A 21,847-nucleotide genomic window follows, 5' to 3' on the forward strand; every position below is an offset into this window, starting at 1 on the left:
GTTGATAAAAAAAAGATACATTGAGATAGTTTTTTTAATAATTTTAGGTGCAGTCTCATCTTTAAGTTTACCTCCCTATAATTACTTAATAATAAATTTTTTTACCTTTAGTGCATTTTTTATATTTTTGTTTAAAAAATCCAAAATTACCCAAAGTAAAAAACATTTTTTTATTTATGGGTGGCTATTTGGATTTGGTTATTTTTTATCAAGCTTGTATTGGATATCCATATCTTTAACATTTGATCAAAATTTTAAATTTTTAATTCCCATAGCTCTTATTTTAGTACCTTTATTCCTAGGAATTTTTTATGGATTAGCTACTCTTTGTTTTATAATTTTAAAGTCTAAAAAAGTAGTAAGCTCTTTTTTAGTTTTTGCATTATTTTTCGGAGTTTTTGAATTTATTAGAGGTTCAATTTTAACTGGTTTTCCATGGAATTTAATAGCCTATAGTTTTGTTAATCATTTAGAAATATTGAGTATTACCTCATTAATAGGAACCTACGGATTTAATTTATTTTGCATTTCATTGTTTGCTAGTCCTGCAATCTTTATTTTAAGAGAAACAAAAAAAGATATAGCTGTGTGTTTAGTTTTTCTAGTTATGCCATTTCTATTTTATTTATATGGATCATCTTATAAAGAAAGATTTAACTCATCAGATACTATAAATTATGAATATAAAGTAAGAGCCATAGGTTCAAATATAAGTCTAGATAGATTTTATTCAAATATTGATCCAGTTTCTGTAATAAATGAATTGATCGATATAAGTCAGCCTAATAAAGATGATAAAACAATATTTGTTTGGCCTGAAGGAATTCTACCAAGTGTTTCTCAAAAAGAATTAATTGAATTTAAGTGGTTATTTGAAGATATCTTTAGTAAAAATCATTTATTATTCATCGGAATTAATAGTCAAAAAACAAACAAAGAAAAAATTGATTATTTCAATTCCTTATCAATTTATGATCATAATTTAGAAATATTAAATTTTTACAACAAGACTAATCTGGTCCCATTTGGTGAATTTTTACCTTTTGAAAGTATTCTTAAAAAATTTGGTTTAAGTGTAATCACAAATAATTATCAATCATTTTCAAGTGGTGAAGATAGAAAAATTATAAATATAAAAAGAGATGATTTTTCTATGAAAATATTACCATTAATTTGTTATGAAATAATCTATTCAGGTAAAATGTTTAATAACTCAAATTTTGATTTAATGGTAAATATCTCTGAGGATGGTTGGTTTGGTAGTTCGATTGGACCCAAACAACACTTTGCTCATAGTATTTTTAGATCAGTTGAAAGTGGCAAATATTTATTACGTTCAGCGAATAATGGTATTGCAGCTATTGTTAATCCCCTAGGTATTCTTGAGAAAAAAGTTGAATATGGACAGTCAGGTTATATTGATTTTACAAAAGCTAAAAAAATACAACCAACATTATTTTCTAAATATGGAAATAAAATCTTTATAGCATTAATTTTACTATATATTTTTTTGATATTTTCATTTAATAGATTTAGAGATGAGTAATTTAAAAAATTTCTTTTTTACAAGTGAGTCAGTATCCGAAGGTCATCCGGATAAAGTTTCAGATAGAATCTCAGATATGGTGGTTGATAGTTATCTATCCGGAGATCCATTCTCAAGAGTTGCGTGTGAAACACTTACAACAACGAACAAAGTAGTTTTAGCGGGAGAAGTTAGAGGTCCTGAGATAAAAAAAGATGAATTAATTGAAAAAGTTAGAAACTGCATAAAAGATATTGGCTATGATCAGGAAGGTTTTACTTGGAGAGAAGCAACAAAAATAGAGAGTCATCTTCATTCGCAATCTGCTGACATTGCAATGGGTGTAAACTCATCTGGAAATAAAGATGAAGGAGCTGGAGACCAAGGTATTATGTTTGGATATGCTTGTAATGAAACCGATGTTTTAATGCCAGCACCTATTCATTACTCTCATAAAATTTTAAGATTAATGGCAGAGGATAGAAAGTCAGGAAAGTTAAAAAATATAGAACCAGACAGTAAGAGCCAAGTTACTTTTGAATACGTTGATGGAAAACCTACAAAAGTAAAATCTGTGGTGATATCTTCCCAGCATTCTGCAGATGTTAATCAAGCACAAGTTAGAGATTTATTAAGACCTTACATGCTGCAATCTATTCCATCAATTTTTCTTGAAGGTTTTGATGAAGAAGAGTTTTACGTTAATCCAACAGGTAATTTTGTTATTGGTGGTCCAGATGGAGACTGTGGGTTAACAGGAAGAAAAATTATTGTTGATACATATGGTGGCGCTGCACCTCATGGTGGTGGAGCTTTTTCTGGAAAAGATCCTACGAAAGTTGATAGATCTGCAGCTTATGCAGCAAGATATATTGCAAAAAATGTTGTAGCTTCAAAAATTGCTGACAAGTGTTTAATTCAATTGGCTTATGCAATTGGTGTTTCTAAACCATTATCAATTTATGTTGATTTATTTGATAACGATTTAGAAAAAAATAAATTTGTTGTAGATAAGATAAATGAAAATTTTGATCTAAGCCCTCGAGGTATTAGAGAGATGCTAAATTTAAATAAGCCAATATACGAGAAAACAGCTGCCTACGGGCATTTTGGAAGAACACCAGATGATAATGGTTCATTTTCTTGGGAAAAAACTGATAAAACTAGCCATTTTTCTAAATAGTTTCTGTTGAATTAAAAAAAAACTTTACTATATTGCCCTTACATTATTGAATTTACAAAATGGGCATTAGCCCATTTTTTTTTGGAGCAAACAAAAACATGTTAAATAAAAGAGCAGATAAATTAGAATTATTAAGAATAGCTGAAGCTGTAGCTTTAGAAAAATCTATCGACAAAGAACTAATCATTAGTTCAATGGAAACTGGTATTGCAAAAGCAGCAAAGTCAAAATTTGGTCAGGAAAATGAAATAAAAGTTTCAATTAATAGAGATAATGGTGACATTGAAATCTTTAGAAAATTGATTGTTGCTGAAAATCCAGAAAACTCTAATACAGAAATTAAACTTGAAGACGCAATTAATCTAAATGAAATTAACAAAGACAAAGCAGTTGGAGATGAGGTTTTACAACCGTTACCATCTTTTGACTTTGGAAGAATTGCAGCTCAAACGGCAAAACAAGTAATCAGTTTTAATGTAAGAGAAGCTGAAAGAGAAAGACAATACAATGACTTTATTGATAAAAAAGACACAATTTTAAGTGGTATTGTTAAAAGACTAGAATTTGGAAATGTGATTGCGGATCTTGGACGTACAGAAGCAATTATCCAAAAAAATGAAATGATACCAAGAGAAAATATTAAAGCTGGAGATAGAATTAAAGCTTATTGCTATGATGTAAGAAGAGAGCCGAGAGGACAACAAATTTTCTTATCAAGAGCACACCCAAAGTTTATGGAAAAACTTTTTGTTCAAGAGGTTCCAGAAATTTATGATGGATTGATTGAAATAAAATCTTCATCAAGGGATCCTGGCAGTAGAGCAAAAATTTGTGTTAAGGCAGTAGACACATCTCTTGATCCAGTTGGAGCTTGTGTGGGTATGAGAGGATCTAGAGTTCAAGCTGTTGTAAATGAATTACAAGGTGAAAAAATTGATATTGTAAATTGGTCTGAAGATCCAGCAATCTTAGTTTCAAATGCCTTATCACCAGCAGAAGTTCAAAGAGTAAATGTAGATACAGAAAGAAAAAAATTAGACGTAATTTTAACTGAAGAAAATTTAAGTAAAGCGATTGGAAGAAGAGGTCAAAACGTAAGACTTGCAACTAAGTTATTAAATTATGAAATTAATATAATGACTGATGCAGAAGACTCGGAAAGAAGACAATCTGAATTTAAAGAAAAAACAGAAAATTTTGTTAAAAACTTAGAGTTAGATGAAACGTTGGGTCAATTACTTGTTGCCGAAGGTTTTTCATCAATAGATGATATTAAAGATACTACTGCAGAAAGTTTAATGAAAATTGAGGGTATTGAAGAAGATACTGCAAAAGCTTTAATAGAAAGAGCAAAAGAATTTTATCAAAAAGATCAAGAAGATATTTCAGAAAGAATAAAAGAATTAGGTCTTCAAGATGCTTTGATAAATTTAAAAGGACTAACACCTGGAATGTTAATGACTTTAGGTGATCAAAAAATTCTAACTTTAGAAGATTTTGCTGATTTAGCATCTGATGAGCTAACAGGTGGATTTGATATTGTTAAAGGTGAAAGAGTAAAAATCCAAGGTTACCTTGAAGATTTTGCTTTATCAAAAGAAGAAGCGGATGAACTGATTATGTCTGCGAGAAATATTGTCTACAAAGATTGAGTGATGAGCTATGGAAAAGAAAACAAAATTAACAATATCTGGCACAGCCAAAAAATCGTTAAAAAATATTGAGCTTGCAAAAATTCAAGGAAAAAATTCTGTAGTAATAGAAAAACAACCAAGTAAATTTCCAAGTAGAGGTGGATCGTCGAGACCAGGAGGCTTTAAGCCAAAAACTACCTCAACATTTAACAGAGGTGCTCCTGTAAAACCATCATTTGCACCTAAATCACCCCCAGTAACAAATGATTTTGAGAGAAGAAAGTTGGCAGAGCAAAGAGCTACAAAAAGACTTAAAGGGGACAATGATAATAAAGATAAAAAAACTTTAAAAGCAGGAACCAAAAAAAGAGAATTAAAATTAACAGTCTCACGAGCTTTAAGTGATGAAATTGAAGCAAGAGCGAGAAGCGAAGCTTCCGTAAAAAGAGCAAGGCAAAAAGAAAATAAAAATTTAACTAAAGAAGAAGCTCAAGAAAATTTAAAACCTGTTAAACGAGATGTGAATATTCCAGAAGCAATTACAGTTAGAGAACTTGCTAACAGAATGGCTGAACAATCGAGTAATGTTATTAAATTTTTATTTGGAATGGGCGTTACTGTAACTATCAACCAAACATTAGCAGCTGATACTGCTGAGTACTTAGTAAAAGAATTTGGACACAACCCAGTAAGAGAAGAAAAAGCTGAAGAAATAATTCAAAAGATTAAAGCTACAAGAGTAGAAAATTTAAAAAACAGACCACCAATTATAACTGTTATGGGTCACGTTGATCATGGTAAGACCTCAGTCTTAGATGTTTTAAGAAGTGCGAATGTTGTGTCAGGAGAATTTGGCGGAATAACCCAACACATTGGAGCTTATCAAATAGAAAGCCAATCTAATAAACTAACTTTTATTGATACACCGGGTCACGCAGCCTTTACTGAAATGAGAGCAAGAGGATCAAAATTAACTGATGTGGTTGTTCTAGTTGTTGCAGCTGATGATGGTGTTAAACCACAAACAGTAGAGTCTATTAAACATGCCAAAGCTGCAAATGTTCCAATTGTTGTAGCAATTAACAAATGTGATTTACCAGATGCAGATCCACAAAAAATAAAAAACCAGTTATTAGAACATGAACTAATAGCAGAAGATTTATCTGGAGACACTTTAATGGTTGAAATCTCAGCAACTACTAAAAAGAATTTAGACAAATTAGTTGAAGCAATCGTTTTACAAGCTGAAATATTGGATTTAAAAACTGATTTTGAATCAAAGGCTACAGGAATTGTATTAGAATCTAAAATTGATGTTGGAAGAGGACCTGTTGCAACAATCATTGTAACTACTGGAACTTTAAAAAAAGGAGACTTTTTCGTAAGTGGTTTGAAATGGGGAAAAGTTAGAGCAATAATTGATGATAAAGGAACAAATATTAATGAAGCACCTCCATCAGCACCAGTCGAGATTTTAGGGATTAACGGTGCAGCTAAATCTGGTGATGATTTTATTGTTGTTGATAATGAAAAAGAGGCAAAAACTTTAAGTGAAAATAGAGCGCAAGAAAGTAAAGATACTAAAAATCCACTAACATTTGCTACCCAAGACTCAGCTTTTTCAGATAGTTCAGCAGAGGAATTAAATTTAATAATTAAATCAGATGTTCATGGATCTTCTGAAGCAATCAAAAATTCAATTAACCAGATTAAACATGACGAAGTTAAACCAAAAATAATTTTAGCAGATATTGGAATGGTAACTGAAACAGACGTTACATTGGCAAAAGCTTCAAATGCAGTCTTAATAGCATTTAATGTTAAACCAAGTAAGGAAGCAAAAAAATTAGCTGAGAATGAAAAAATAAAAATTTCATCTTATAATATTATCTATGAAGTTTTAGATTATATTAAGCAAAAGATGTCAGGATTATTATCTCCTGATATTCAGGAAACTGTTACAGGTACAGCTCAAATTTTAGAAATATTTAAAGTTTCAGGTGCTGGAAAAGTAGCAGGATCAAAAGTGATGGAAGGAGAAATTACCACTGCTTCGGATGTAAGAATAATAAGAGATGGAGCAATCATTTATACTGGTAAAGTTGGAACTCTTTTCAGAGAAAAAAATCAGGTTAAACAGGTTAGCAACGGCCAAGAATGTGGAATTACAGTGAAAGATTATATGGATTTCCAAAAAAACGACACAATAGAAGCGTATAGTGTAACATCAACTGATAGAATGATTTAATGACTGATAGAATTGGGAAACCGATATCACAAAGACAGCTAAGAGTTGGAGAAATGATTAAGCAGTCTTTAAGCATGATTTTTATAAAAAATGAGGCTAAGGTCCCAAATTTAGAAACTAATACTATAACAGTTACAGAGGTGAGAATGAGTCAAGATTTGAAAATAGCTAAAGCATATGTGCTCCCACTTGGGGGAAAAAATGCTGATGAAGTTATTGCTGTGTTAAAAAAATACTCATTTTTAATCAGAAAAATATTATCACAAAAAGTGGTTATGAAATTTTTACCAAAATTACTCTTTAGAAAAGATGAATCTTTTGAATATGCGGAAAAAATAGAAAACTTAATAAAACAAACAAATAAATAGGAAAAAAGAGGCATGAATAAAAAGGCACAAGAATTAGCAATGCACGAAAAAGATACTGGATCTTCAGAGGTTCAGATTGCTTTGTTAACAGAGAAAATTGAAACTCTCTCTACACATATTAAACAATTCAAAAAAGATAAACATTCATCTGTTGGATTATTGAGAGCGGTAAATAGAAGAAAGAAATTGTTAGAATACCTAAAAAATACAAAAATGGATTCTTACAAAAATGTACTGTCGAAATTGGGATTAAGAAAATAAAAATCAAGATAGATAGAATGGAACGAAACGAACGAAACGAAATGGAAATGAAATGTTTAAAGTACACAAGAAAGAAATAGAAGTAGCAGGAAAGAAAATAAGTTTAGAAACAGGTAAAGTAGCAAGACAGGCAGACGGAGCAATCATCGCTTCATGTGGTGAAACAGTTATTCTAGCAACAGTGGTAGGAGCAAAGAAAGTAAATCCAGATATGGATTATTTTCCATTATCAGTAAACTACCAAGAAAAATATTATGCCGGTGGAAAAATTCCAGGTGGATTTTTTAAGAGAGAAGCAAGACCAACTGAAAGTGAACAATTAATATCAAGATTAATAGATAGACCTATCAGACCTTTGTTTCCTGGTGAATTTAAAAATGAGGTTCAGTTATTACCAACAGTAATTTCATATGATAAAGAAAATCAACCAGACATCTTAGCAATCACTGCATCATCTGCAGCGTTAGCTATCTCAGGAATGCCATTTATGGGCCCTGTAGGAGCGTCTAGAGTAGGTTATATTGATGGTAAGTTCATTCTTAACCCATCAAAAACTGAATTAGAAAACTCTTCTTTAGATTTAGTTGTAGCAGGTACTAAAGATGCTGTACTTATGGTTGAATCTGAAACATCAGGTTTAACAGAAGAAGTAATGTTAGATGCAGTTAAATTTGGTCATGAGGGATTTGTTCCTGTTATCGAAATGATTGAGGAACTTGCAAAAGAATGTAGAAAACCTGAGTGGACTGTTGAAAAGAAAGATTTATCTGAAGTTAAGCAAAAACTTGAGAGTGAATTCACCGAAGGTCTAACTAAAGCTTTTGGAACAATAGATAAGCAAGATAGATCAAATCAAATTTCAGAAATATCTGAAAAAGCTAAGCAACTTTTTGCTGATAATGAAAATTATTCTGATTTTAATGTTAATGATGAATTAAAAAATCTTGAAAAGAAAATTGTTAGAACTGATATTCTTAAAAACAAAAAAAGAATTGATGGTAGAGGTTTAGCGGATGTAAGAGCTATTGAGTGTGAAGTTGGTGTTTTACCGAGAACTCATGGTTCAGCATTATTTACTAGAGGAGAAACACAGGCGATTGTAGTCACTACTTTAGGTACTTCTGATGATGAACAAAGAATAGAAAGTCTAGATGGACAGTCTAGAGAAAGATTTATGCTTCATTACAATTTTCCTCCTTTTTCAGTTGGTGAAACTGGAAGAATTGGAACTGGGAGACGTGAAGTTGGTCACGGAAAGTTAGCATGGAGAGCAATTAACTCGTCACTTCCTTCAAAAGAGGCATTTCCATACACTTTTAGAATAGTATCAGAGATTACAGAATCTAATGGTTCATCTTCAATGGCTACTGTTTGTGGGGCTTCTCTTGCGTTAATGGATGCTGGTGTACCGATTAAAGAACCAGTTGCAGGTATTGCAATGGGTTTAATTAAAGAAGGCGATGATTTTAGTGTCCTGTCAGATATTCTTGGTGATGAAGATCACTTAGGAGACATGGATTTTAAAGTTGCTGGAACTAAAGATGGAATTACTTCACTTCAAATGGATATCAAAATTACTGGTATTACTTTTGAAATCATGGAGCAGGCTTTAAAGCAGGCTAAAGATGGAAGAGTTCATATCTTGGGTGAAATGAATAAAGCTTTAAGTGAATCAAGAGCTGATGTTGGACAACACACTCCAAAAATGGAACAGATTACTGTTGATAAAAAAGATATCGCTGCTGTGATTGGAAAAGGTGGTGCAACGATCAGAGAGATTGTTGAAAAATCAGGTGCAAAAGTTGATGTGAATGACGAAGGAGTTGTAACAGTTGCTGCTCCTGATGAAGAGTCTAGAAACATTGCTATGCAGTTTATTAAAGACATCACTGCAAAAGCTGAACTGAATAAAATTTATTCAGGTAAAGTTATGAAGATTATGGAATTTGGTGCATTTGTAAATTTCTTAGGAAAACAAGATGGGCTTGTTCATATTTCAGAACTAGCAGATAAAAGAGTTGCTAAAGTTACCGATGTTGTCAAAGAAGGTGACGAAGTAAAAGTTAAAGTAATTGGTTTTGATAGAGGTAAAGTTAAACTTTCTATGAAACAAGTTTCTGAATAATAGCTTAAATAAAAATTCTAAACCCCTTAAATAAAAATTTGAGGGGTTTTTTTTACTGATTTAGTTTTACTAAAATAATCCTATTACCTGAGATATATATCTGCCTGGAAGTAGAGTGAAAATTCCAGCAACAATTAAACCTAATAAGTTTCCAACCATAAAACTTTTGTGAAGTTTAACATTACCTTTCCTTAAGAAATAAATTCCAAGAGTTATGGTAACTAAAACATAAATACTAAGTAAATGTATCACGCTATAATATCCTTCATTTATTTCCTTAATCCAAAAAGATGACAGTGCCACGTAAAACATTAATAATACCCAAATCCAACCTACAATTTTATGTGTTTGAGTTCCTTTTTGTGAGATTAAATTTTTTATTCCAAAACCAATTGCAATAACTGCAATTAATAAATGTGAGACAATAACAATCATATTTAACTAAATTTAACTTTTTTTAAGAAATATTCTTAGGGTCTGGCATCCCAACCTTGTTATATCCAGCATCTACGTAGTGAATTTCACCAGTAACACCGTTTGCAAGGTCGCTTAGAAGATATAATGCTGAATTACCAACATCATGGATATCTACGTTTCTTTTGAGGAAAGAATGATCTTCATTCCATTTATATAAGAATTTTGCATCTCCTATAGCAGAAGCAGCCAACGTTTTAATAGGACCTGCACTAATGGCATTTACTCTCATGCCTTTAGCACCTAAATCTCTAGCTAAGTACTTAACACTAGCTTCAAGAGCTGATTTACAAACACCCATTACGTTATAATTTGGGATAGCTTTAGTAAATTCGTAGGTTAAAGTTAACATACTACCACCTTCTTTCATTACTTTAGATGCTTCTTTTGCAACTTCTGTAAATGAAAAACATGAAATAAGCATACTTCTTAAAAAGTTTTCTCTAGTAGTATTTAAATATTCACCTGATAATTCTGATTTATCTGAAAATGCTACTGCATGAACTACAAAATCGATTTGTCCCCACTGAGATTTAATATTTTCAAATAATTTTACGACTTCATCTTTATTTTCAACATCACAACTAAATGTAACATTTGAATTTAATTTTTCTGCTAAAGGAATTACTCTTTTTTTTAAAGCATCACCTAAATAAGTAAATGCAAGTTCAGCACCTGCTTCAGCAAGTTTTTGTGAAATACCCCATGCAATAGATCTCTCATTGGCAACTCCCATGATCAATCCTTTTTTACCTTTCATTAAACTCATAATTAAACCTTTTCAAAAATTAAAGCAGCGTTAGTTCCACCAAAACCAAAACTATTAGACATAACTGTATTTAAAGTTACACCTGTTTCAGTTTTGGTTACAATTGGAAATTTTTTAGCTTCATCATCCATATCTACAATGTTTGCAGAACCAGCAATAAAACTATTTTTCATCATGATTAAACAATAAATTGCTTCATGAACTGATGCAGCACCTAGTGGATGACCAGATAGTGATTTAGTTGAACTTATCTTTGGAACATCAGTTCCAAAAGTTTCTCCAACACCTCTTAGCTCTGTAATATCTCCTACTGGAGTAGAAGTTCCATGAGTATTTATATAATCAATTTTATTTTTAGCTGTTGCAAGAGCCATTTTCATACATCTCACAGCTCCTTCGCCAGATGGGGCTACCATATCGTATCCATCTGATGTTGCTCCATAACCTGTTAATTCCGCGTATATTTGAGCACCTCTAGCTTTAGCATGTTCATATTCTTCAAGTACTAGCACTCCACCACCCCCAGCAATTACAAAACCATCTCTAGTTTTGTCATATGCACGCGAAGCTTTTTCTGGCGTGTCATTATATTTTGAAGACAAGGCTGTCATTGCATCAAACATAGCTGTCATTGCCCAGTGAAGCTCTTCACTTCCACCTGCAAAAACAATATCTTGTTTACCCATTTGAATTAATTCGCTTGCATGACCGATGCAGTGGCCACTAGTTGCACAAGCAGAGCTCATTGTGTAATTCACACCTTTAATTTTAAAAGGTACAGCAAGTGTAGCTGATGCTGTACTTGCCATTGTTCTTGGAACAATAAAAGGTCCCATAAGTTTTGGTGTTTTAGCTCTTGTTTTATCTACTGATAAAACTACATTTTCAATCGAAGGCCCACCTGAACCCATTACAATTCCAGTTTTAAAATTACTTACATCTTTTTCTTCAAGCCCTGAGTCTTTAATTGCTTCATTCATTGCTATGTAATTATAGGCTGACCCTGAACCCATAAATCTAATAGTTTTTCTATCAACATGGTCTGCAAGATTAATGTTTGGTTTACCATGGATGTTACTTCTTAAATTATGTTCTTTATATTCTTCACTAAATGAAATTCCTGATTTAGAATTTAATAGTGACTGATGAACTTCTTCTTGATTGTTCCCCAAACAAGATACAATTCCTAAGCCTGTAACAACAACTCTTCTCATTATTTAAATAACCCCACTTTTAAACTTTCTGCTGAATATATTTTTTTATCATCTGCAAAAACTAACCCATTAGCTAAACCAACCGTTGTTCCTCCAGGTGACATAATTTTTTTCATATCAATTTCATACCTTACATTTTTGACACTCTTAATAACTTCACCAGTAAACTTTACTGTGCCAACTCCAAGAGCTCGTCCTCTGCCTGGGTTTCCAAGCCATCCCAAATAAAACCCAACTAACTGCCACATCGCATCAAGACCTAGGCATCCTGGCATCACTGGATCTCCTTTAAAGTGACATTCAAAAAACCACAGTTTATCTTTAATATCTAATTCAGCTTTTAAAGAACCCTTATTAAAAGTACCATTATCATCGTTTATCTCAGTTATTCTATCAAACATCAGCATTGGAGGAAGGGGTAATTTGGCGTTTCCTGGACCAAAAAGCTCACCATTTCCACATGTTATAAGATCATCATAGCTATAAGAGTTTTTTTTCATAAAATTTGAGCTCCCTTAATACTTGATTTAATGGTAATATAATATAATAAAACAGTATAATTTTTTCTCAGTTTAGAACAATTATAAACAAATATGACAAAAAACTGCAATTTTATTGATAAATTAAGAGAGGCTGGATTAAGACCAACTAAACAACGAGTTAAAATCTGCGAGGTTCTCTTTAATAGAGAAAAAACATTTCATTTTACAATTAATGATCTAGCTAAAAAAATTTCAGATGATTTAAATGAAAAAATATCTTTAGCTACAGTTTATAATACAGTCCATCATTTTGAAAAAAAAGGTTATTTAAAAGAGATAGCAATAAATAGCGATAAAAGCTATTTTGATACAAATACATCAGCCCACCATCATTTTTATGATGAAGACACTCATGAATTAATTGATTGTCATCAAAACGATATTGATTCTATTAATATCAAAAATAATGTTACTGGGAAAAAAGTAAAATCAGTTGAAGTTTTGATTAAAGTTGCGAGTGATAATCAAAATCAAAATTAATCTAATAAAATCAATAATTTAAATTATACATTATAATTATTCTAAACTATTGACTTTCAGTTTAGAAGCATTATATGTTCACCATCATTAAATTAAGGAGAAAAAAATGTCATTAAAAGGAACAAAGACAAAAGAAAACCTAGAAGCAGCATTTGCGGGTGAAAGCCAAGCAAATAGAAGATATCTTTATTTTGCTCAAAAAGCAGACATCGAAGGTTACAATGATGTTGCATCAGTATTTAGATCAACGGCAGAAGGTGAAACAGGTCACGCACATGGTCACCTAGAATACTTAGAAGAAGTAGGTGATCCGGCTACAGGTTTACCAATTGGTGAAACAAAAGCTAATCTAGCATCAGCAGTACAAGGTGAAACACATGAATATACAGACATGTACCCTGGTATGGCAAAGACGGCTAGAGAAGAAGGATTTGAAGAAATTGCTGATTGGTTTGAAACTTTAGCAAAAGCTGAAAAATCTCACGCTGGTAAATTCCAAAAAACTTTAGAATCTATTAGCTAACAAATTTTTTTAGTGGGCATTAACTTGCCCACTAAATAGCTAAAAAAAATTCAACTAAAATTATGAGCAAAGAAGGAAGCTTAGATGCCCCTATTCGACATCCAATAGATTTTGAACATCCTGATTTTTTAAATCCTGGAAAATTAGATGCTGAAATGAGAAGAGCATTTGATATTTGCCATGGTTGTAGAAGATGTTTTAACTTATGTGACTCGTTTCCAAAGTTATTTGACATGATTGATGAGTCAGAAAATGAAGATGTTGAGAGTTTAAAAAGTGAACAGTTTGAACCAGTTGTGGATGCATGTACCTTGTGTGACATGTGTTTTATGACTAAATGTCCGTATGTACCACCTCATGATTTTGATCTAGATTTCCCTCACTTAATGTTGAGATACAGAACAGCTCAAAAAAAATTAGGAAAATTACCACGTGTACCAACACAACTAGCCCAAATAGATAGAAACGCAAAAATTGGCGTAATGTTTTCAAGATTAGTTAATTGGGCTTCCAGCATTAAAAACAAATTTTTTAGAATCATTTTAGAAATTGTTGCAGGAATTGATAAAAGAGTTCAACTACCAAAATATAATTCAGAAACATTTTCAAATTTTTTTAAAAAAAATAAAAATCAAATAAATTTTGAAACTCCAAATAAAGATAGAAAGGTTGTAATTTATACTACCTGCTTCGTGAATTTTAATAAAAAAAATACAGGAGTTGCTGCTCTAAAAGTTTTAAAAAAGAATGGAGTTGAGGTTCAAGAGGCTTATCCAGGATGTTGTGGTATGCCTTTTTTAGAACAAGCAGATCTGCCTAAAGTGGTGGAACAAGCAAAGAAAGTATCTAAAGATTTATTAGAGTGGGTTAATAAAGGTTATAAAGTAATCACTTTAACAGCCAGTTGTGGTTTGATGTTAAAATTTGAATGGCCTCTGCTGCTACCTAAGGATGAGAATATTAAAAGATTATCTTCAAATGTAATGGATATTGATGAGTATGTTGTTGATATAGCAAACAATGAAGGATTGGCTGAGGGATTACAAGAAATAGACGGTGGAGTTACAGTTCACAATGCATGTCATGCAAGAGCTCAAAACATGGGTATCAAATCAAGAGATATGTTAAAACTTATTCCAAACGTTAAGCTAGATGTTGTTGAAAGATGTGCAGGTCACGGAGGTACGTTTGGTGTGATGAAAGACACTCATGATTTAGCAAATAAAGTTGGAAGACCTACAGCCAGACAAATTAAGAATAAAAATAATAAGTACATGGCCTCAGATTGCCCATTAGCTGGTAAACATCTAAAGCAATTGGAAGTGGATACAAATATTTCTAATGATGAGGCGTTACATCCTATCGAATTAATGGCAAAAAGTTATAGATTATGATTATGCCAAGAGAAAAAAGAGAAATTCTAAAAGAAGATATCATACCTATAGATGTTTATACAAAAAACAGAAAAGAGCTTAGAAAAAATATTGTAAACTTTAAAAAAGATAGAAGGATTGCACTTGGCCCATATGCTACTTTTTATTTTGAAAGTTATGAAACAATGTTGGCTCAAGTTCAAGAGATGCTTTACATTGAAAAAGGTGGTGATGAACAATTGAAAGATGAACTTGTAGCTTACAATCCTCTAATACCGAATGGAAAAGAACTTACAGCCACGTTAATGTTTGAAATTGACAACCCAGTTTCAAGAGCTGCGTTTCTAAGCAAAGCTGGAGGAATTGAAGAAAAAGTTTTTATTAAAATTGATGGTCAATCAATAAAAGCTATTCCCGAAGAAGATGTTGATAGAACTTCTGCAGAAGGTAAGGCTTCTTCTGTCCAATTTATCCATTTTAAGTTGAATGATGAACAAATTGAAAAATTCAAATCAGATGGTGTGGAAGTTGAGATTGGAATTGATCACAAAGAATATTCACATACTACAAAGCTGAGTTTAGCAAATTTAAGCTCTTTAGCAGCTGATTTTAGTTAATTAAACCCCAAATATCATTAGTTTTAATCCATCCCTCATAATCTTCAGATTTAATTTTACACCATTTCTCCTGACACTTATCGACAATTAATAGTCTTCCCTTTTCAATTTGGGCTATAGGTTTTGCAAATAAAGATGGTTTTTTAAACAAAACTTTATTTTGAAGTGCGATAACTGAATTATTTCTCTTTAATTGTGAAATGTGTATCCAGCCACTATTGTTTTTTAAATCAATTATTCTTCTAAAATTTTCTTTTTTATCAATTTGTTTCAAGGGCAAGTTAATCTTTTTATAAACAAATTTAATATCTGATTCAAAACTTGGGCCATAACGAACATTTACTTTGTTTTTTTTTAAGGAAACAAAAGTTTCTTCAGCTATGGAAGAAGATATAAAAATTGTCAGGCAAATTAGTGTGTAAATAATTTTATACATTAATTACATATACATTTTTTTCTTTTATCAAATTTTACTTTTCTAAAATTTAAATTTAACAAATCAAAAATTAAAATATATCCATTTAAATTTTTTCCAATATTTAAAATTTTTTTTAAGATTTCATTAGCCTGCATGGTGCCAATAATGCCAGCAATAGTGCCAAGTATTCCCTCATATTCACAATTTAGAATGTCATCAGAGATAGTTTCTTCTTGATAAAAACACCTTAAACAAGGATCTTTTTTATTACTAAAATCAAAAGTAAATATATGGCCATCAAACTTACTTATTGCCCCTGTTACTAAAAATTTTTTATATTTGAAACTTATATCGTTAATTAAAAATTTTGTTTCAAAATTATCTGAACCATCAATAATATAATCATATTTTTTGATAATCTTTATAAATTTTTTTTTATCTAATTTGAAATTATGAATACTAATTTTAGTTTTAGAATTAATACCAACTAATTTTTTTTTGGCAGCTTTAACTTTTAATTTCCCTAAATCTTTCTCATCATACAAAGTTTGTCGATGGATATTAGAAAGACCAACTATATCGTGATCAACAATTCCTAGAGATCCAACCCCTGATCTGGTTAAAAATTCTGCAACAGGGCAACCTAATCCCCCCATACCAATTATTAGTACTCTTGAGTTTAAAATTTTTTTTTGACCCAAAATACCAATATCTTTTAAAATAATTTGTCTTGAAAACTTTTCGAGTTGATTTTTATTTAATTTTGAACTCATTTTCCGGTTGAGCCAAATCCACCTTCTCCTCTAACTGTTTCAGGTAAAGTATCTGTTTCTTCTAAATCTATCTTAATAACAGGAGTTAAAATCATTTGAGCAATTCTATCTTTATTATTTATTAAAAAATCAGTATCACCATGATTGTAAAGAATAACTTTAATCTCACCTCTATAATCGCTGTCTACTGTTCCTGGCGTGTTCAATACACTAATATTTTTTTTAGCAGCTAAACCAGATCTTGGTCTGATTTGAATTTCAAATTCACTAGGAAACGCAACAGAAATACCTGTTGGAACTAAACAAGAATTTTTTGGTTTTAGTGTTATTGCTTCATTTAAAAAAGCCATTAAATCCATACCTGATGATCCGCTAGTTTTATATTCAGGTAACTCAACAGATGAGTTTAATTTTTTTATAAGAACTTTTGTCATTAATTTAATTGATTTATTATTCTATCAACTATTTCATCAGATATTTCAGTTTTTTTTTTGTAAGAAAGTTTCTCTTTTTTTTTGTCACTGTAGTAAACAGTTACTTCATTGAAATCAGAACTAAAGCCAATTTTTTTATTGGATACATCATTTGCAATGATCCAATCACAATTTTTATTACTTAATTTTTTTTCAGCATTATTTTCAACATTATCTGTTTCTGCTGCAAACCCTATAACAAGATCTGGTCTCATAGAATTATGGTTTGAAACATAACTCAATATATCTACATTTTTTTCTAGATTTAAATTAAGCGAATCTTGTTTCTTTATTTTATATTCGTATTTTTTATTAATTTTGAAATCAGCTACAGCCGCAGAAAATACTGCTACATTTGTGGGCAAGTTTTTTTGAGTTTCTAACAACATTTCATCTGCTGTTTCAACCTCGATAAGTTTTATATCGGCATCAATTGTTAAATTAGTTGGACCAGAAATAAGAGTGGTTTCAAAACCTTTTTTAGATAAAGATTTAGCAATTTCATACCCTTGTTTACCACTAGATTTATTTGTAATAAATCTTACAGGATCAATATATTCATTTGTTGGACCAGCTGTAACTAATGCTTTTAATTTTTTACTGTTTTTAAGATTTAAGAAATAATTATTTATTTCATTAGAAATTTTATTAGGCTCAGACATTTTTCCTTCACCATATTCGCCACAAGCCATTTCCCCAATTTCTGGGCCAATAAGTTTATAACCATAATTTACCAGTTTTTTTAAATTTTGTTTTGTAGATTGATGCTCCCACATTCTAACATTCATTGCAGGTGCTAAATAAATTTCTTTATTTGATGCCAGTACTACAGTTGAAGCCAAGTCATCAGTAGTTCCCTGAGCTAATTTTGAAATAGTGTTTGCTGTAGCTGGAGCAATTAAAATAACATCTGCCCATCTTGATAAAGCGATATGATCCATTTCTGACTCGTTTTCAACACTAAATAGATCGCTGTAAACTTTGTCTTGTGAAAGAGATGCAACTGAAAGAGGAGTTATAAATTCTTTAGCACTATTGGTTAAAATAGTTTTTATTTGTGCACCATTTTTTTTAAAAAGCCTAATTGTTTCAAGACTTTTATAAGCAGATATTCCGCCACAAATTATATAAAGAATTTTTTTGTCTATCAGATTTTTCATTTGCCGAATTAAAATACCAATAACCCTATAATTACAAGAACTAATAAACTAATAATAGATTGATTTCTAAAAGCCGTCATTTCAGATTTTTTATTATTTAAGGCTGTATAAGAATTTGAGTTTTGTGGAATTTGTCCACTAGCTAAAAATGTTAATGCTTGATTAGCTTTATCCATAATCTCGGGTAATTCTGGTAATTTTTTTAAAACTTCTGATGTGTTGTTTAAAGTATCCGTTATAGTATTTATTGGATCTTTTGTTTCCCTTAACCAATTCTCAAGCACTGGTTTAGATGTTGTCCATATATTTGTGTTAGGATTTAATTTTCTTGCAACGCCTTCAACTACCACCATAGTTTTTTGCAACATTAATAATTGAGGCTGAGTTTGCATATTAAATTTTTCAGTTACATCAAACAATTGTTTTAGTAACTTACCACCAGATATATCTTTGACTGCTTGTCCAAATATAGGCTCTCCTATCGATCTTAAAGCTTGAGCTAAATCATCAATTGGAACATTATTTGGAACCAATCCAGCTACCAAATGTACTTCTGCAACTTTTCTATAATCTCTCTGAATAAAGCCATATAAAATTTCAGCTAAAAATCTCTTACTAACTTTATCCAATCTACCCATTATACCAAAATCGATAGGAGCTATTTGACCACTATTATCAATAAAGATATTTCCTTGATGCATATCTGCATGAAAAAAACCATCCCTTACAGCATGTCTTAAAAAATGTTGAATAATATCTTCAGCAATTTTATTTGTATCTAAATTTCTATTCTTTAATTCTTCGGTCTCTCTTATGGATACCCCATCAATCCAATCAAGGGTCATTACATTTTCACTAGTAAAATTCCAATAAATTTGAGGAACTTTAAAACCAGCATCATTTTTAGTATTTTCCGCATATTCATTAGCTGCTGCTGCTTCAAATCTTAAATCCATTTCAAGATTTGTTATTTCTTTTAATAAAAATACAACTTCTACAAGTTTTAATCTTTTTGTTTTTTTTACAAATGACTCAATAAAGAAAGCAAACAACATCATTGCATCAATTTCCTCATTAAATATTTTTTTGATATCTGGTCTTAGAATTTTTATTGCTACATCCTTAATAGTTCCATTATCATTAATTTTAGCCTTGTGAACTTGAGCTATGGAGGCCGCTGCAACAGGTTCACTTAAATCTATTATTGAATTATATGTTTCTTCACCAAGGTCTTTTTTGATTATTTCTTGTGCTTGTTTAATAGAAAAGGGTGGAAGACGATCTTGTAAATTTTCGAGTTTAGCTGATAGTTCTTCCCCAATAATATCAGGTCTAGTTGCTAAAAATTGTCCAAGCTTTATAAATGTCGTACCCATAGACTCTAAAGAACTAGACAATCTTTCTCCTTCATTTGTATTTAGTTTTTGCAGATTATTTTTAGAAAACGAAATTGAGAGTAATTGAAATAATATTGTGATTGCAATGGGTGGTTTTTTAAATTTTGAAGCAATACTTAAAATGTCTGACTTTGCAACTTTTCTCCCTAATTTAAATAAGGTTATAAGTTTTTTGATCATTAATATTTCCATCCACTATGAATTGAAACAATCCCTCCAGAAAAGTTTCTGTAAGAGCAATTTTGAAATTTATTATCTTTCATCAATTGAATTAACTCTTCCTGGTTAATAAATTGCTCTATGCTTTTAATTAAATATTCATACGGTTCTTTTTCGCCAACAACAAATTGACCAATAATTGGAATTAATTTTGAATAATTTTTATATATAAAATCAAGATTTGAGTTTTGTATTTTAGAAAATTCCAAGCATAAGTATCTTCCACCTGGCTTTAAAACTCTGTACGCTTCGGAAAGAGCTTTATTCAAATTTTTTGTATTTCTTAGTCCAAAACTAATAGTATAAAAATCAAATTTGTTATCTTCAAAAGGTAGTTTTTCTGCAGGACAAATAACCCAATTAATATTTTTGTAACTAGAGAGCTTTTGTTTACCTTGGCTTATCATTCCCTTGTTGGGATCCACACATGTGATTTTGCTATTTTTATTAGTACTGTCTAAATACAGCTTACCGATGTCACCTGTTCCACAAGCTACATCAATTAAGTTTTTATCCAAAGATGGGTTCATCAAATTTATAAGACTTTTTTTCCAAAATCTGTGAACTCCGAGCGACATAAAATCATTCATCAGATCATATTTGCTGTAGACTTGATTAAATACACCTTCTACAAGGCCCCTTTTATTTTGAAGATATTGTTGCATAAAAAAAAATATATATTCAATATAGTGTGAAATGCCAGAATTACCAGAAGTAGAAATTGTAAGACAATCTCTTAACAAAAAGACTCAACAAAAAAAGGTAAAAAAAGTAATAATAAGAAATAAAAATTTAAGACTAAAAATTCCATCAAATTTTAATACCTTTTTTTTAAATAAAAAAATAATTAAAGTAGGTAGATTTTCAAAATATTTAATTATTTATTTACCAAAAGATAATTACTGTTTAATTCATCTTGGGATGTCAGGCACAATTCATATAGTCAAAAATAAATCTGCTAATAAATTTACAAATACTAGTTTTTATAATTCTCCTTTTTTACCAAAAAAACATAATCATGTAGAATTAATTTTTGAAAATTTTAAGATTATTTACAATGACCCAAGAAGATTTGGTTTTTTTCAACTTATAAAAAATAATACAGATCTAGTTAAAAGATTTAGCCATTTAGGACCTGAGCCTTTTGATAAGAATTTTAATTTAAACTATGTATGTGATTTTTTTAAAGATAAAAATAAGGATATAAAAAATTTTTTACTTGATCAAAAATTTGTTTCTGGAATTGGAAATATTTATGCCAGTGAAATTTTATTCTTGAGCAAAATCAATCCATTTAAAAAAGTAAAATTATTAAGTAAAAAAGAATGTCAAAAGATAATAATCAATAGTAGAAAAATTTTGTTAAAAGCGATCAGCAAGGGTGGGTCAAGTATTAGAGATTTTAAAGATACATCTGGATCTAAGGGTGGATTTCAGAATGAATTCAAAGTTTATCAGCAGGAAGGATCGCGGTGTAAAAATAGAGGATGTTCTGATTTCATAAGAAAAAAAATAATCTCTAATAGATCAACTTTTTTTTGTGATTCCTGTCAAAAATAGCCAATTATTTTATTGACCACCATAAATTCTCAAGCTATACCCCTGCGGATATGGCAAACACAAAATCAGCGATTAAGAGAATTAGAAGAATTTCTAAACAAACTGTAGTTAATAAAGCAAGAAAAAGCAGATTTAGAAACGCTCTTAAAAAAATGAACCTTTTAATTGATGATAAGAAGAAAGATGAAGCTTTAAAATTCTTGCCAAAATTGAATTCAGAATTGATGAAGATTGCAAAAACTGGGATCATTAAGAAGCAAAATGCCTCAAGAAATGTGTCTAGAATAACAAAAAAAATTTCTGCAATCTAAATTAAAACGCCTTAAGCGATTATTAATAAACAACCTAGAGTACTCACATCATATATTAAAATTTTATTTTTATTTTACTATATCTAGATTTGGTAAATAAAAATTATTTTTTTGATTCAATCTATAAACGATTCAATCTGTGTTTGATTCAAAATAAAATTTTGTAAAAAAAATTAAAATTAAATTTATATAAAATCTAA

23 protein-coding genes are annotated in these 21,847 nt (G+C 30.5%); 13 read left to right on the forward strand and 10 right to left on the reverse strand.

The features are described from left to right. Position 1 precedes the first annotated feature (1 nt). From lnt to pnp, 7 genes are all read left to right on the forward strand, one after another. Positions 2–1,546, forward strand: a complete 1,545-nt coding sequence (gene lnt / locus ACIJYF_RS07535; RefSeq protein ID WP_435116598.1) for an apolipoprotein N-acyltransferase — start codon at positions 2–4, stop codon at positions 1,544–1,546. Continuing rightward, entirely contained in the window at positions 1,539–2,708 is a 1,170-nt protein-coding gene (gene metK, locus ACIJYF_RS07540; protein WP_435116600.1) for a methionine adenosyltransferase, read from the forward strand. Before lnt ends, metK begins: the two co-directional genes overlap by 8 nt. A 98-nt stretch (positions 2,709–2,806) precedes the next feature. Next, positions 2,807–4,360 (forward strand): transcription termination factor NusA, encoded by a 1,554-nt coding sequence (gene nusA / locus ACIJYF_RS07545; protein WP_435116602.1) that lies wholly within the window; start codon positions 2,807–2,809, stop codon positions 4,358–4,360. Between the two features lie 10 nt (positions 4,361–4,370). Beyond that, a complete protein-coding gene (infB, locus tag ACIJYF_RS07550; protein WP_435116604.1) occupies positions 4,371–6,590 on the forward strand; it encodes a translation initiation factor IF-2 in 2,220 nt (739 codons plus the stop codon). After that, the gene (gene rbfA / locus ACIJYF_RS07555; RefSeq protein ID WP_435116606.1) at positions 6,590–6,958 is read left to right on the forward strand and encodes a 30S ribosome-binding factor RbfA; all 369 of its coding nucleotides are present in this window, start codon (positions 6,590–6,592) and stop codon (positions 6,956–6,958) included. Before infB ends, rbfA begins: the two co-directional genes overlap by 1 nt. A 12-nt stretch (positions 6,959–6,970) precedes the next feature. Beyond that, a complete protein-coding gene (rpsO, locus tag ACIJYF_RS07560) occupies positions 6,971–7,219 on the forward strand; it encodes a 30S ribosomal protein S15 (protein ID WP_023649167.1) in 249 nt (82 codons plus the stop codon). 52 nt (positions 7,220–7,271) lie between these two features. Continuing rightward, positions 7,272–9,344 (forward strand): polyribonucleotide nucleotidyltransferase, encoded by a 2,073-nt coding sequence (gene pnp / locus ACIJYF_RS07565; protein WP_435116608.1) that lies wholly within the window; start codon positions 7,272–7,274, stop codon positions 9,342–9,344. A 69-nt stretch (positions 9,345–9,413) separates the two neighbouring features. Here pnp and ACIJYF_RS07570 read toward each other — a convergent pair whose 3' ends face one another. The 4 genes from ACIJYF_RS07570 to fabA are packed head-to-tail and all read right to left on the reverse strand — an operon-like array spanning position 9,414 to position 12,301. After that, positions 9,414–9,779, reverse strand: coding sequence for a DUF2306 domain-containing protein (locus ACIJYF_RS07570; protein WP_435116610.1), 366 nt, complete (start codon positions 9,777–9,779; stop codon positions 9,414–9,416). A 22-nt stretch (positions 9,780–9,801) separates the two neighbouring features. Continuing rightward, on the reverse strand, positions 9,802–10,587 hold the full coding sequence (locus tag ACIJYF_RS07575; protein ID WP_435116612.1) for an enoyl-ACP reductase FabI: 786 nt from the start codon (positions 10,585–10,587) through the stop codon (positions 9,802–9,804). Positions 10,588–10,589: 2 nt separating this feature from the next. Continuing rightward, positions 10,590–11,801, reverse strand: coding sequence for a beta-ketoacyl-ACP synthase I (gene fabB, locus ACIJYF_RS07580; protein ID WP_435116614.1), 1,212 nt, complete (start codon positions 11,799–11,801; stop codon positions 10,590–10,592). Continuing rightward, positions 11,801–12,301: a bifunctional 3-hydroxydecanoyl-ACP dehydratase/trans-2-decenoyl-ACP isomerase gene (gene fabA, locus ACIJYF_RS07585; protein WP_435116616.1), complete on the reverse strand. Its 501-nt coding sequence runs from the start codon at positions 12,299–12,301 to the stop codon at positions 11,801–11,803. Before fabA ends, fabB begins: the two co-directional genes overlap by 1 nt. Before the next feature lie 93 nt (positions 12,302–12,394). Here fabA and ACIJYF_RS07590 point away from each other — a divergent pair, with 93 nt between their 5' ends. The 4 genes from ACIJYF_RS07590 (at position 12,395) to ACIJYF_RS07605 (ending at position 15,336) form a co-directional block, all read left to right on the forward strand. Beyond that, on the forward strand, positions 12,395–12,823 hold the full coding sequence (locus ACIJYF_RS07590; RefSeq protein ID WP_435116618.1) for a Fur family transcriptional regulator: 429 nt from the start codon (positions 12,395–12,397) through the stop codon (positions 12,821–12,823). Positions 12,824–12,929: 106 nt separating this feature from the next. Further along, positions 12,930–13,346, forward strand: a complete 417-nt coding sequence (locus tag ACIJYF_RS07595) for a rubrerythrin family protein (protein ID WP_023649160.1) — start codon at positions 12,930–12,932, stop codon at positions 13,344–13,346. Between the two features lie 62 nt (positions 13,347–13,408). Further along, positions 13,409–14,740: a (Fe-S)-binding protein gene (locus ACIJYF_RS07600; RefSeq protein WP_435116620.1), complete on the forward strand. Its 1,332-nt coding sequence runs from the start codon at positions 13,409–13,411 to the stop codon at positions 14,738–14,740. Positions 14,741–14,742: 2 nt separating this feature from the next. Then, entirely contained in the window at positions 14,743–15,336 is a 594-nt protein-coding gene (locus tag ACIJYF_RS07605; RefSeq protein ID WP_435116622.1) for a DUF3501 family protein, read from the forward strand. Here ACIJYF_RS07605 and ACIJYF_RS07610 read toward each other — a convergent pair. From ACIJYF_RS07610 to ubiE, 6 genes are read right to left on the reverse strand one after another with little or no spacing between them, the layout of a single operon-like run. After that, positions 15,329–15,772, reverse strand: coding sequence for an SH3 domain-containing protein (locus ACIJYF_RS07610; protein ID WP_435116624.1), 444 nt, complete (start codon positions 15,770–15,772; stop codon positions 15,329–15,331). The two genes, ACIJYF_RS07605 and ACIJYF_RS07610, sit on opposite strands and share 8 nt — an antisense overlap. Beyond that, complete coding sequence (locus ACIJYF_RS07615) at positions 15,772–16,527, reverse strand: HesA/MoeB/ThiF family protein (RefSeq protein ID WP_435116626.1); 756 nt, start codon at positions 16,525–16,527, stop codon at positions 15,772–15,774. The genes ACIJYF_RS07610 and ACIJYF_RS07615 overlap by 1 nt, the downstream gene beginning before the upstream one ends. Further along, positions 16,524–16,961, reverse strand: a complete 438-nt coding sequence (dut, locus tag ACIJYF_RS07620) for a dUTP diphosphatase (RefSeq protein ID WP_435116628.1) — start codon at positions 16,959–16,961, stop codon at positions 16,524–16,526. The genes ACIJYF_RS07615 and dut overlap by 4 nt, the downstream gene beginning before the upstream one ends. Next, positions 16,961–18,160: a bifunctional phosphopantothenoylcysteine decarboxylase/phosphopantothenate--cysteine ligase CoaBC gene (gene coaBC / locus ACIJYF_RS07625; RefSeq protein WP_435116630.1), complete on the reverse strand. Its 1,200-nt coding sequence runs from the start codon at positions 18,158–18,160 to the stop codon at positions 16,961–16,963. The genes dut and coaBC overlap by 1 nt, the downstream gene beginning before the upstream one ends. An 8-nt stretch (positions 18,161–18,168) precedes the next feature. Beyond that, complete coding sequence (gene ubiB / locus ACIJYF_RS07630) at positions 18,169–19,737, reverse strand: 2-polyprenylphenol 6-hydroxylase (RefSeq protein ID WP_435116632.1); 1,569 nt, start codon at positions 19,735–19,737, stop codon at positions 18,169–18,171. Beyond that, complete coding sequence (gene ubiE / locus ACIJYF_RS07635) at positions 19,737–20,441, reverse strand: bifunctional demethylmenaquinone methyltransferase/2-methoxy-6-polyprenyl-1,4-benzoquinol methylase UbiE (protein WP_435116634.1); 705 nt, start codon at positions 20,439–20,441, stop codon at positions 19,737–19,739. Before ubiE ends, ubiB begins: the two co-directional genes overlap by 1 nt. A 31-nt stretch (positions 20,442–20,472) precedes the next feature. Here ubiE and mutM point away from each other — a divergent pair, with 31 nt between their 5' ends. Both mutM and rpsT read left to right on the forward strand, forming a co-directional pair. Then, positions 20,473–21,336, forward strand: coding sequence for a bifunctional DNA-formamidopyrimidine glycosylase/DNA-(apurinic or apyrimidinic site) lyase (mutM, locus tag ACIJYF_RS07640; protein WP_435116636.1), 864 nt, complete (start codon positions 20,473–20,475; stop codon positions 21,334–21,336). 50 nt (positions 21,337–21,386) lie between these two features. Then, a complete protein-coding gene (rpsT, locus tag ACIJYF_RS07645) occupies positions 21,387–21,647 on the forward strand; it encodes a 30S ribosomal protein S20 (RefSeq protein WP_435116638.1) in 261 nt (86 codons plus the stop codon). Positions 21,648–21,847 lie beyond the last annotated feature (200 nt).

Source organism: Candidatus Pelagibacter bacterium nBUS_49 (genome assembly GCF_051200925.1).
Classification (GTDB): Bacteria; Pseudomonadota; Alphaproteobacteria; order Pelagibacterales; family Pelagibacteraceae; genus Pelagibacter.

Bases quoted from the DNA above. Each gene is read 5' to 3' on its own strand.
- ACIJYF_RS07600 (WP_435116620.1), top strand. From the start codon at position 13,409: ATGAGCAAAGAAGGAAGCTTAGATGCCCCTATTCGACATCCAATAGAT.
- mutM (WP_435116636.1), top strand. From the start codon at position 20,473: ATGCCAGAATTACCAGAAGTAGAAATTGTAAGACAATCTCTTAACAAA.
- fabA (WP_435116616.1), bottom strand. From the start codon at position 12,301: ATGAAAAAAAACTCTTATAGCTATGATGATCTTATAACATGTGGAAAT.
- infB (WP_435116604.1), top strand. From the start codon at position 4,371: ATGGAAAAGAAAACAAAATTAACAATATCTGGCACAGCCAAAAAATCG.
- metK (WP_435116600.1), top strand. From the start codon at position 1,539: ATGAGTAATTTAAAAAATTTCTTTTTTACAAGTGAGTCAGTATCCGAA.
- nusA (WP_435116602.1), top strand. From the start codon at position 2,807: ATGTTAAATAAAAGAGCAGATAAATTAGAATTATTAAGAATAGCTGAA.
- rpsT (WP_435116638.1), top strand. From the start codon at position 21,387: ATGGCAAACACAAAATCAGCGATTAAGAGAATTAGAAGAATTTCTAAA.
- ACIJYF_RS07575 (WP_435116612.1), bottom strand. From the start codon at position 10,587: ATGAGTTTAATGAAAGGTAAAAAAGGATTGATCATGGGAGTTGCCAAT.
- ACIJYF_RS07605 (WP_435116622.1), top strand. From the start codon at position 14,743: ATGCCAAGAGAAAAAAGAGAAATTCTAAAAGAAGATATCATACCTATA.
- ACIJYF_RS07590 (WP_435116618.1), top strand. From the start codon at position 12,395: ATGACAAAAAACTGCAATTTTATTGATAAATTAAGAGAGGCTGGATTA.
- fabB (WP_435116614.1), bottom strand. From the start codon at position 11,801: ATGAGAAGAGTTGTTGTTACAGGCTTAGGAATTGTATCTTGTTTGGGG.
- ubiB (WP_435116632.1), bottom strand. From the start codon at position 19,737: ATGATCAAAAAACTTATAACCTTATTTAAATTAGGGAGAAAAGTTGCA.
- ubiE (WP_435116634.1), bottom strand. From the start codon at position 20,441: ATGCAACAATATCTTCAAAATAAAAGGGGCCTTGTAGAAGGTGTATTT.
- dut (WP_435116628.1), bottom strand. From the start codon at position 16,961: ATGACAAAAGTTCTTATAAAAAAATTAAACTCATCTGTTGAGTTACCT.
- ACIJYF_RS07570 (WP_435116610.1), bottom strand. From the start codon at position 9,779: ATGATTGTTATTGTCTCACATTTATTAATTGCAGTTATTGCAATTGGT.
- ACIJYF_RS07615 (WP_435116626.1), bottom strand. From the start codon at position 16,527: ATGAGTTCAAAATTAAATAAAAATCAACTCGAAAAGTTTTCAAGACAA.
- coaBC (WP_435116630.1), bottom strand. From the start codon at position 18,160: ATGAAAAATCTGATAGACAAAAAAATTCTTTATATAATTTGTGGCGGA.
- ACIJYF_RS07610 (WP_435116624.1), bottom strand. From the start codon at position 15,772: ATGTATAAAATTATTTACACACTAATTTGCCTGACAATTTTTATATCT.
- ACIJYF_RS07595 (WP_023649160.1), top strand. From the start codon at position 12,930: ATGTCATTAAAAGGAACAAAGACAAAAGAAAACCTAGAAGCAGCATTT.
- rpsO (WP_023649167.1), top strand. From the start codon at position 6,971: ATGAATAAAAAGGCACAAGAATTAGCAATGCACGAAAAAGATACTGGA.
- pnp (WP_435116608.1), top strand. From the start codon at position 7,272: ATGTTTAAAGTACACAAGAAAGAAATAGAAGTAGCAGGAAAGAAAATA.
- rbfA (WP_435116606.1), top strand. From the start codon at position 6,590: ATGACTGATAGAATTGGGAAACCGATATCACAAAGACAGCTAAGAGTT.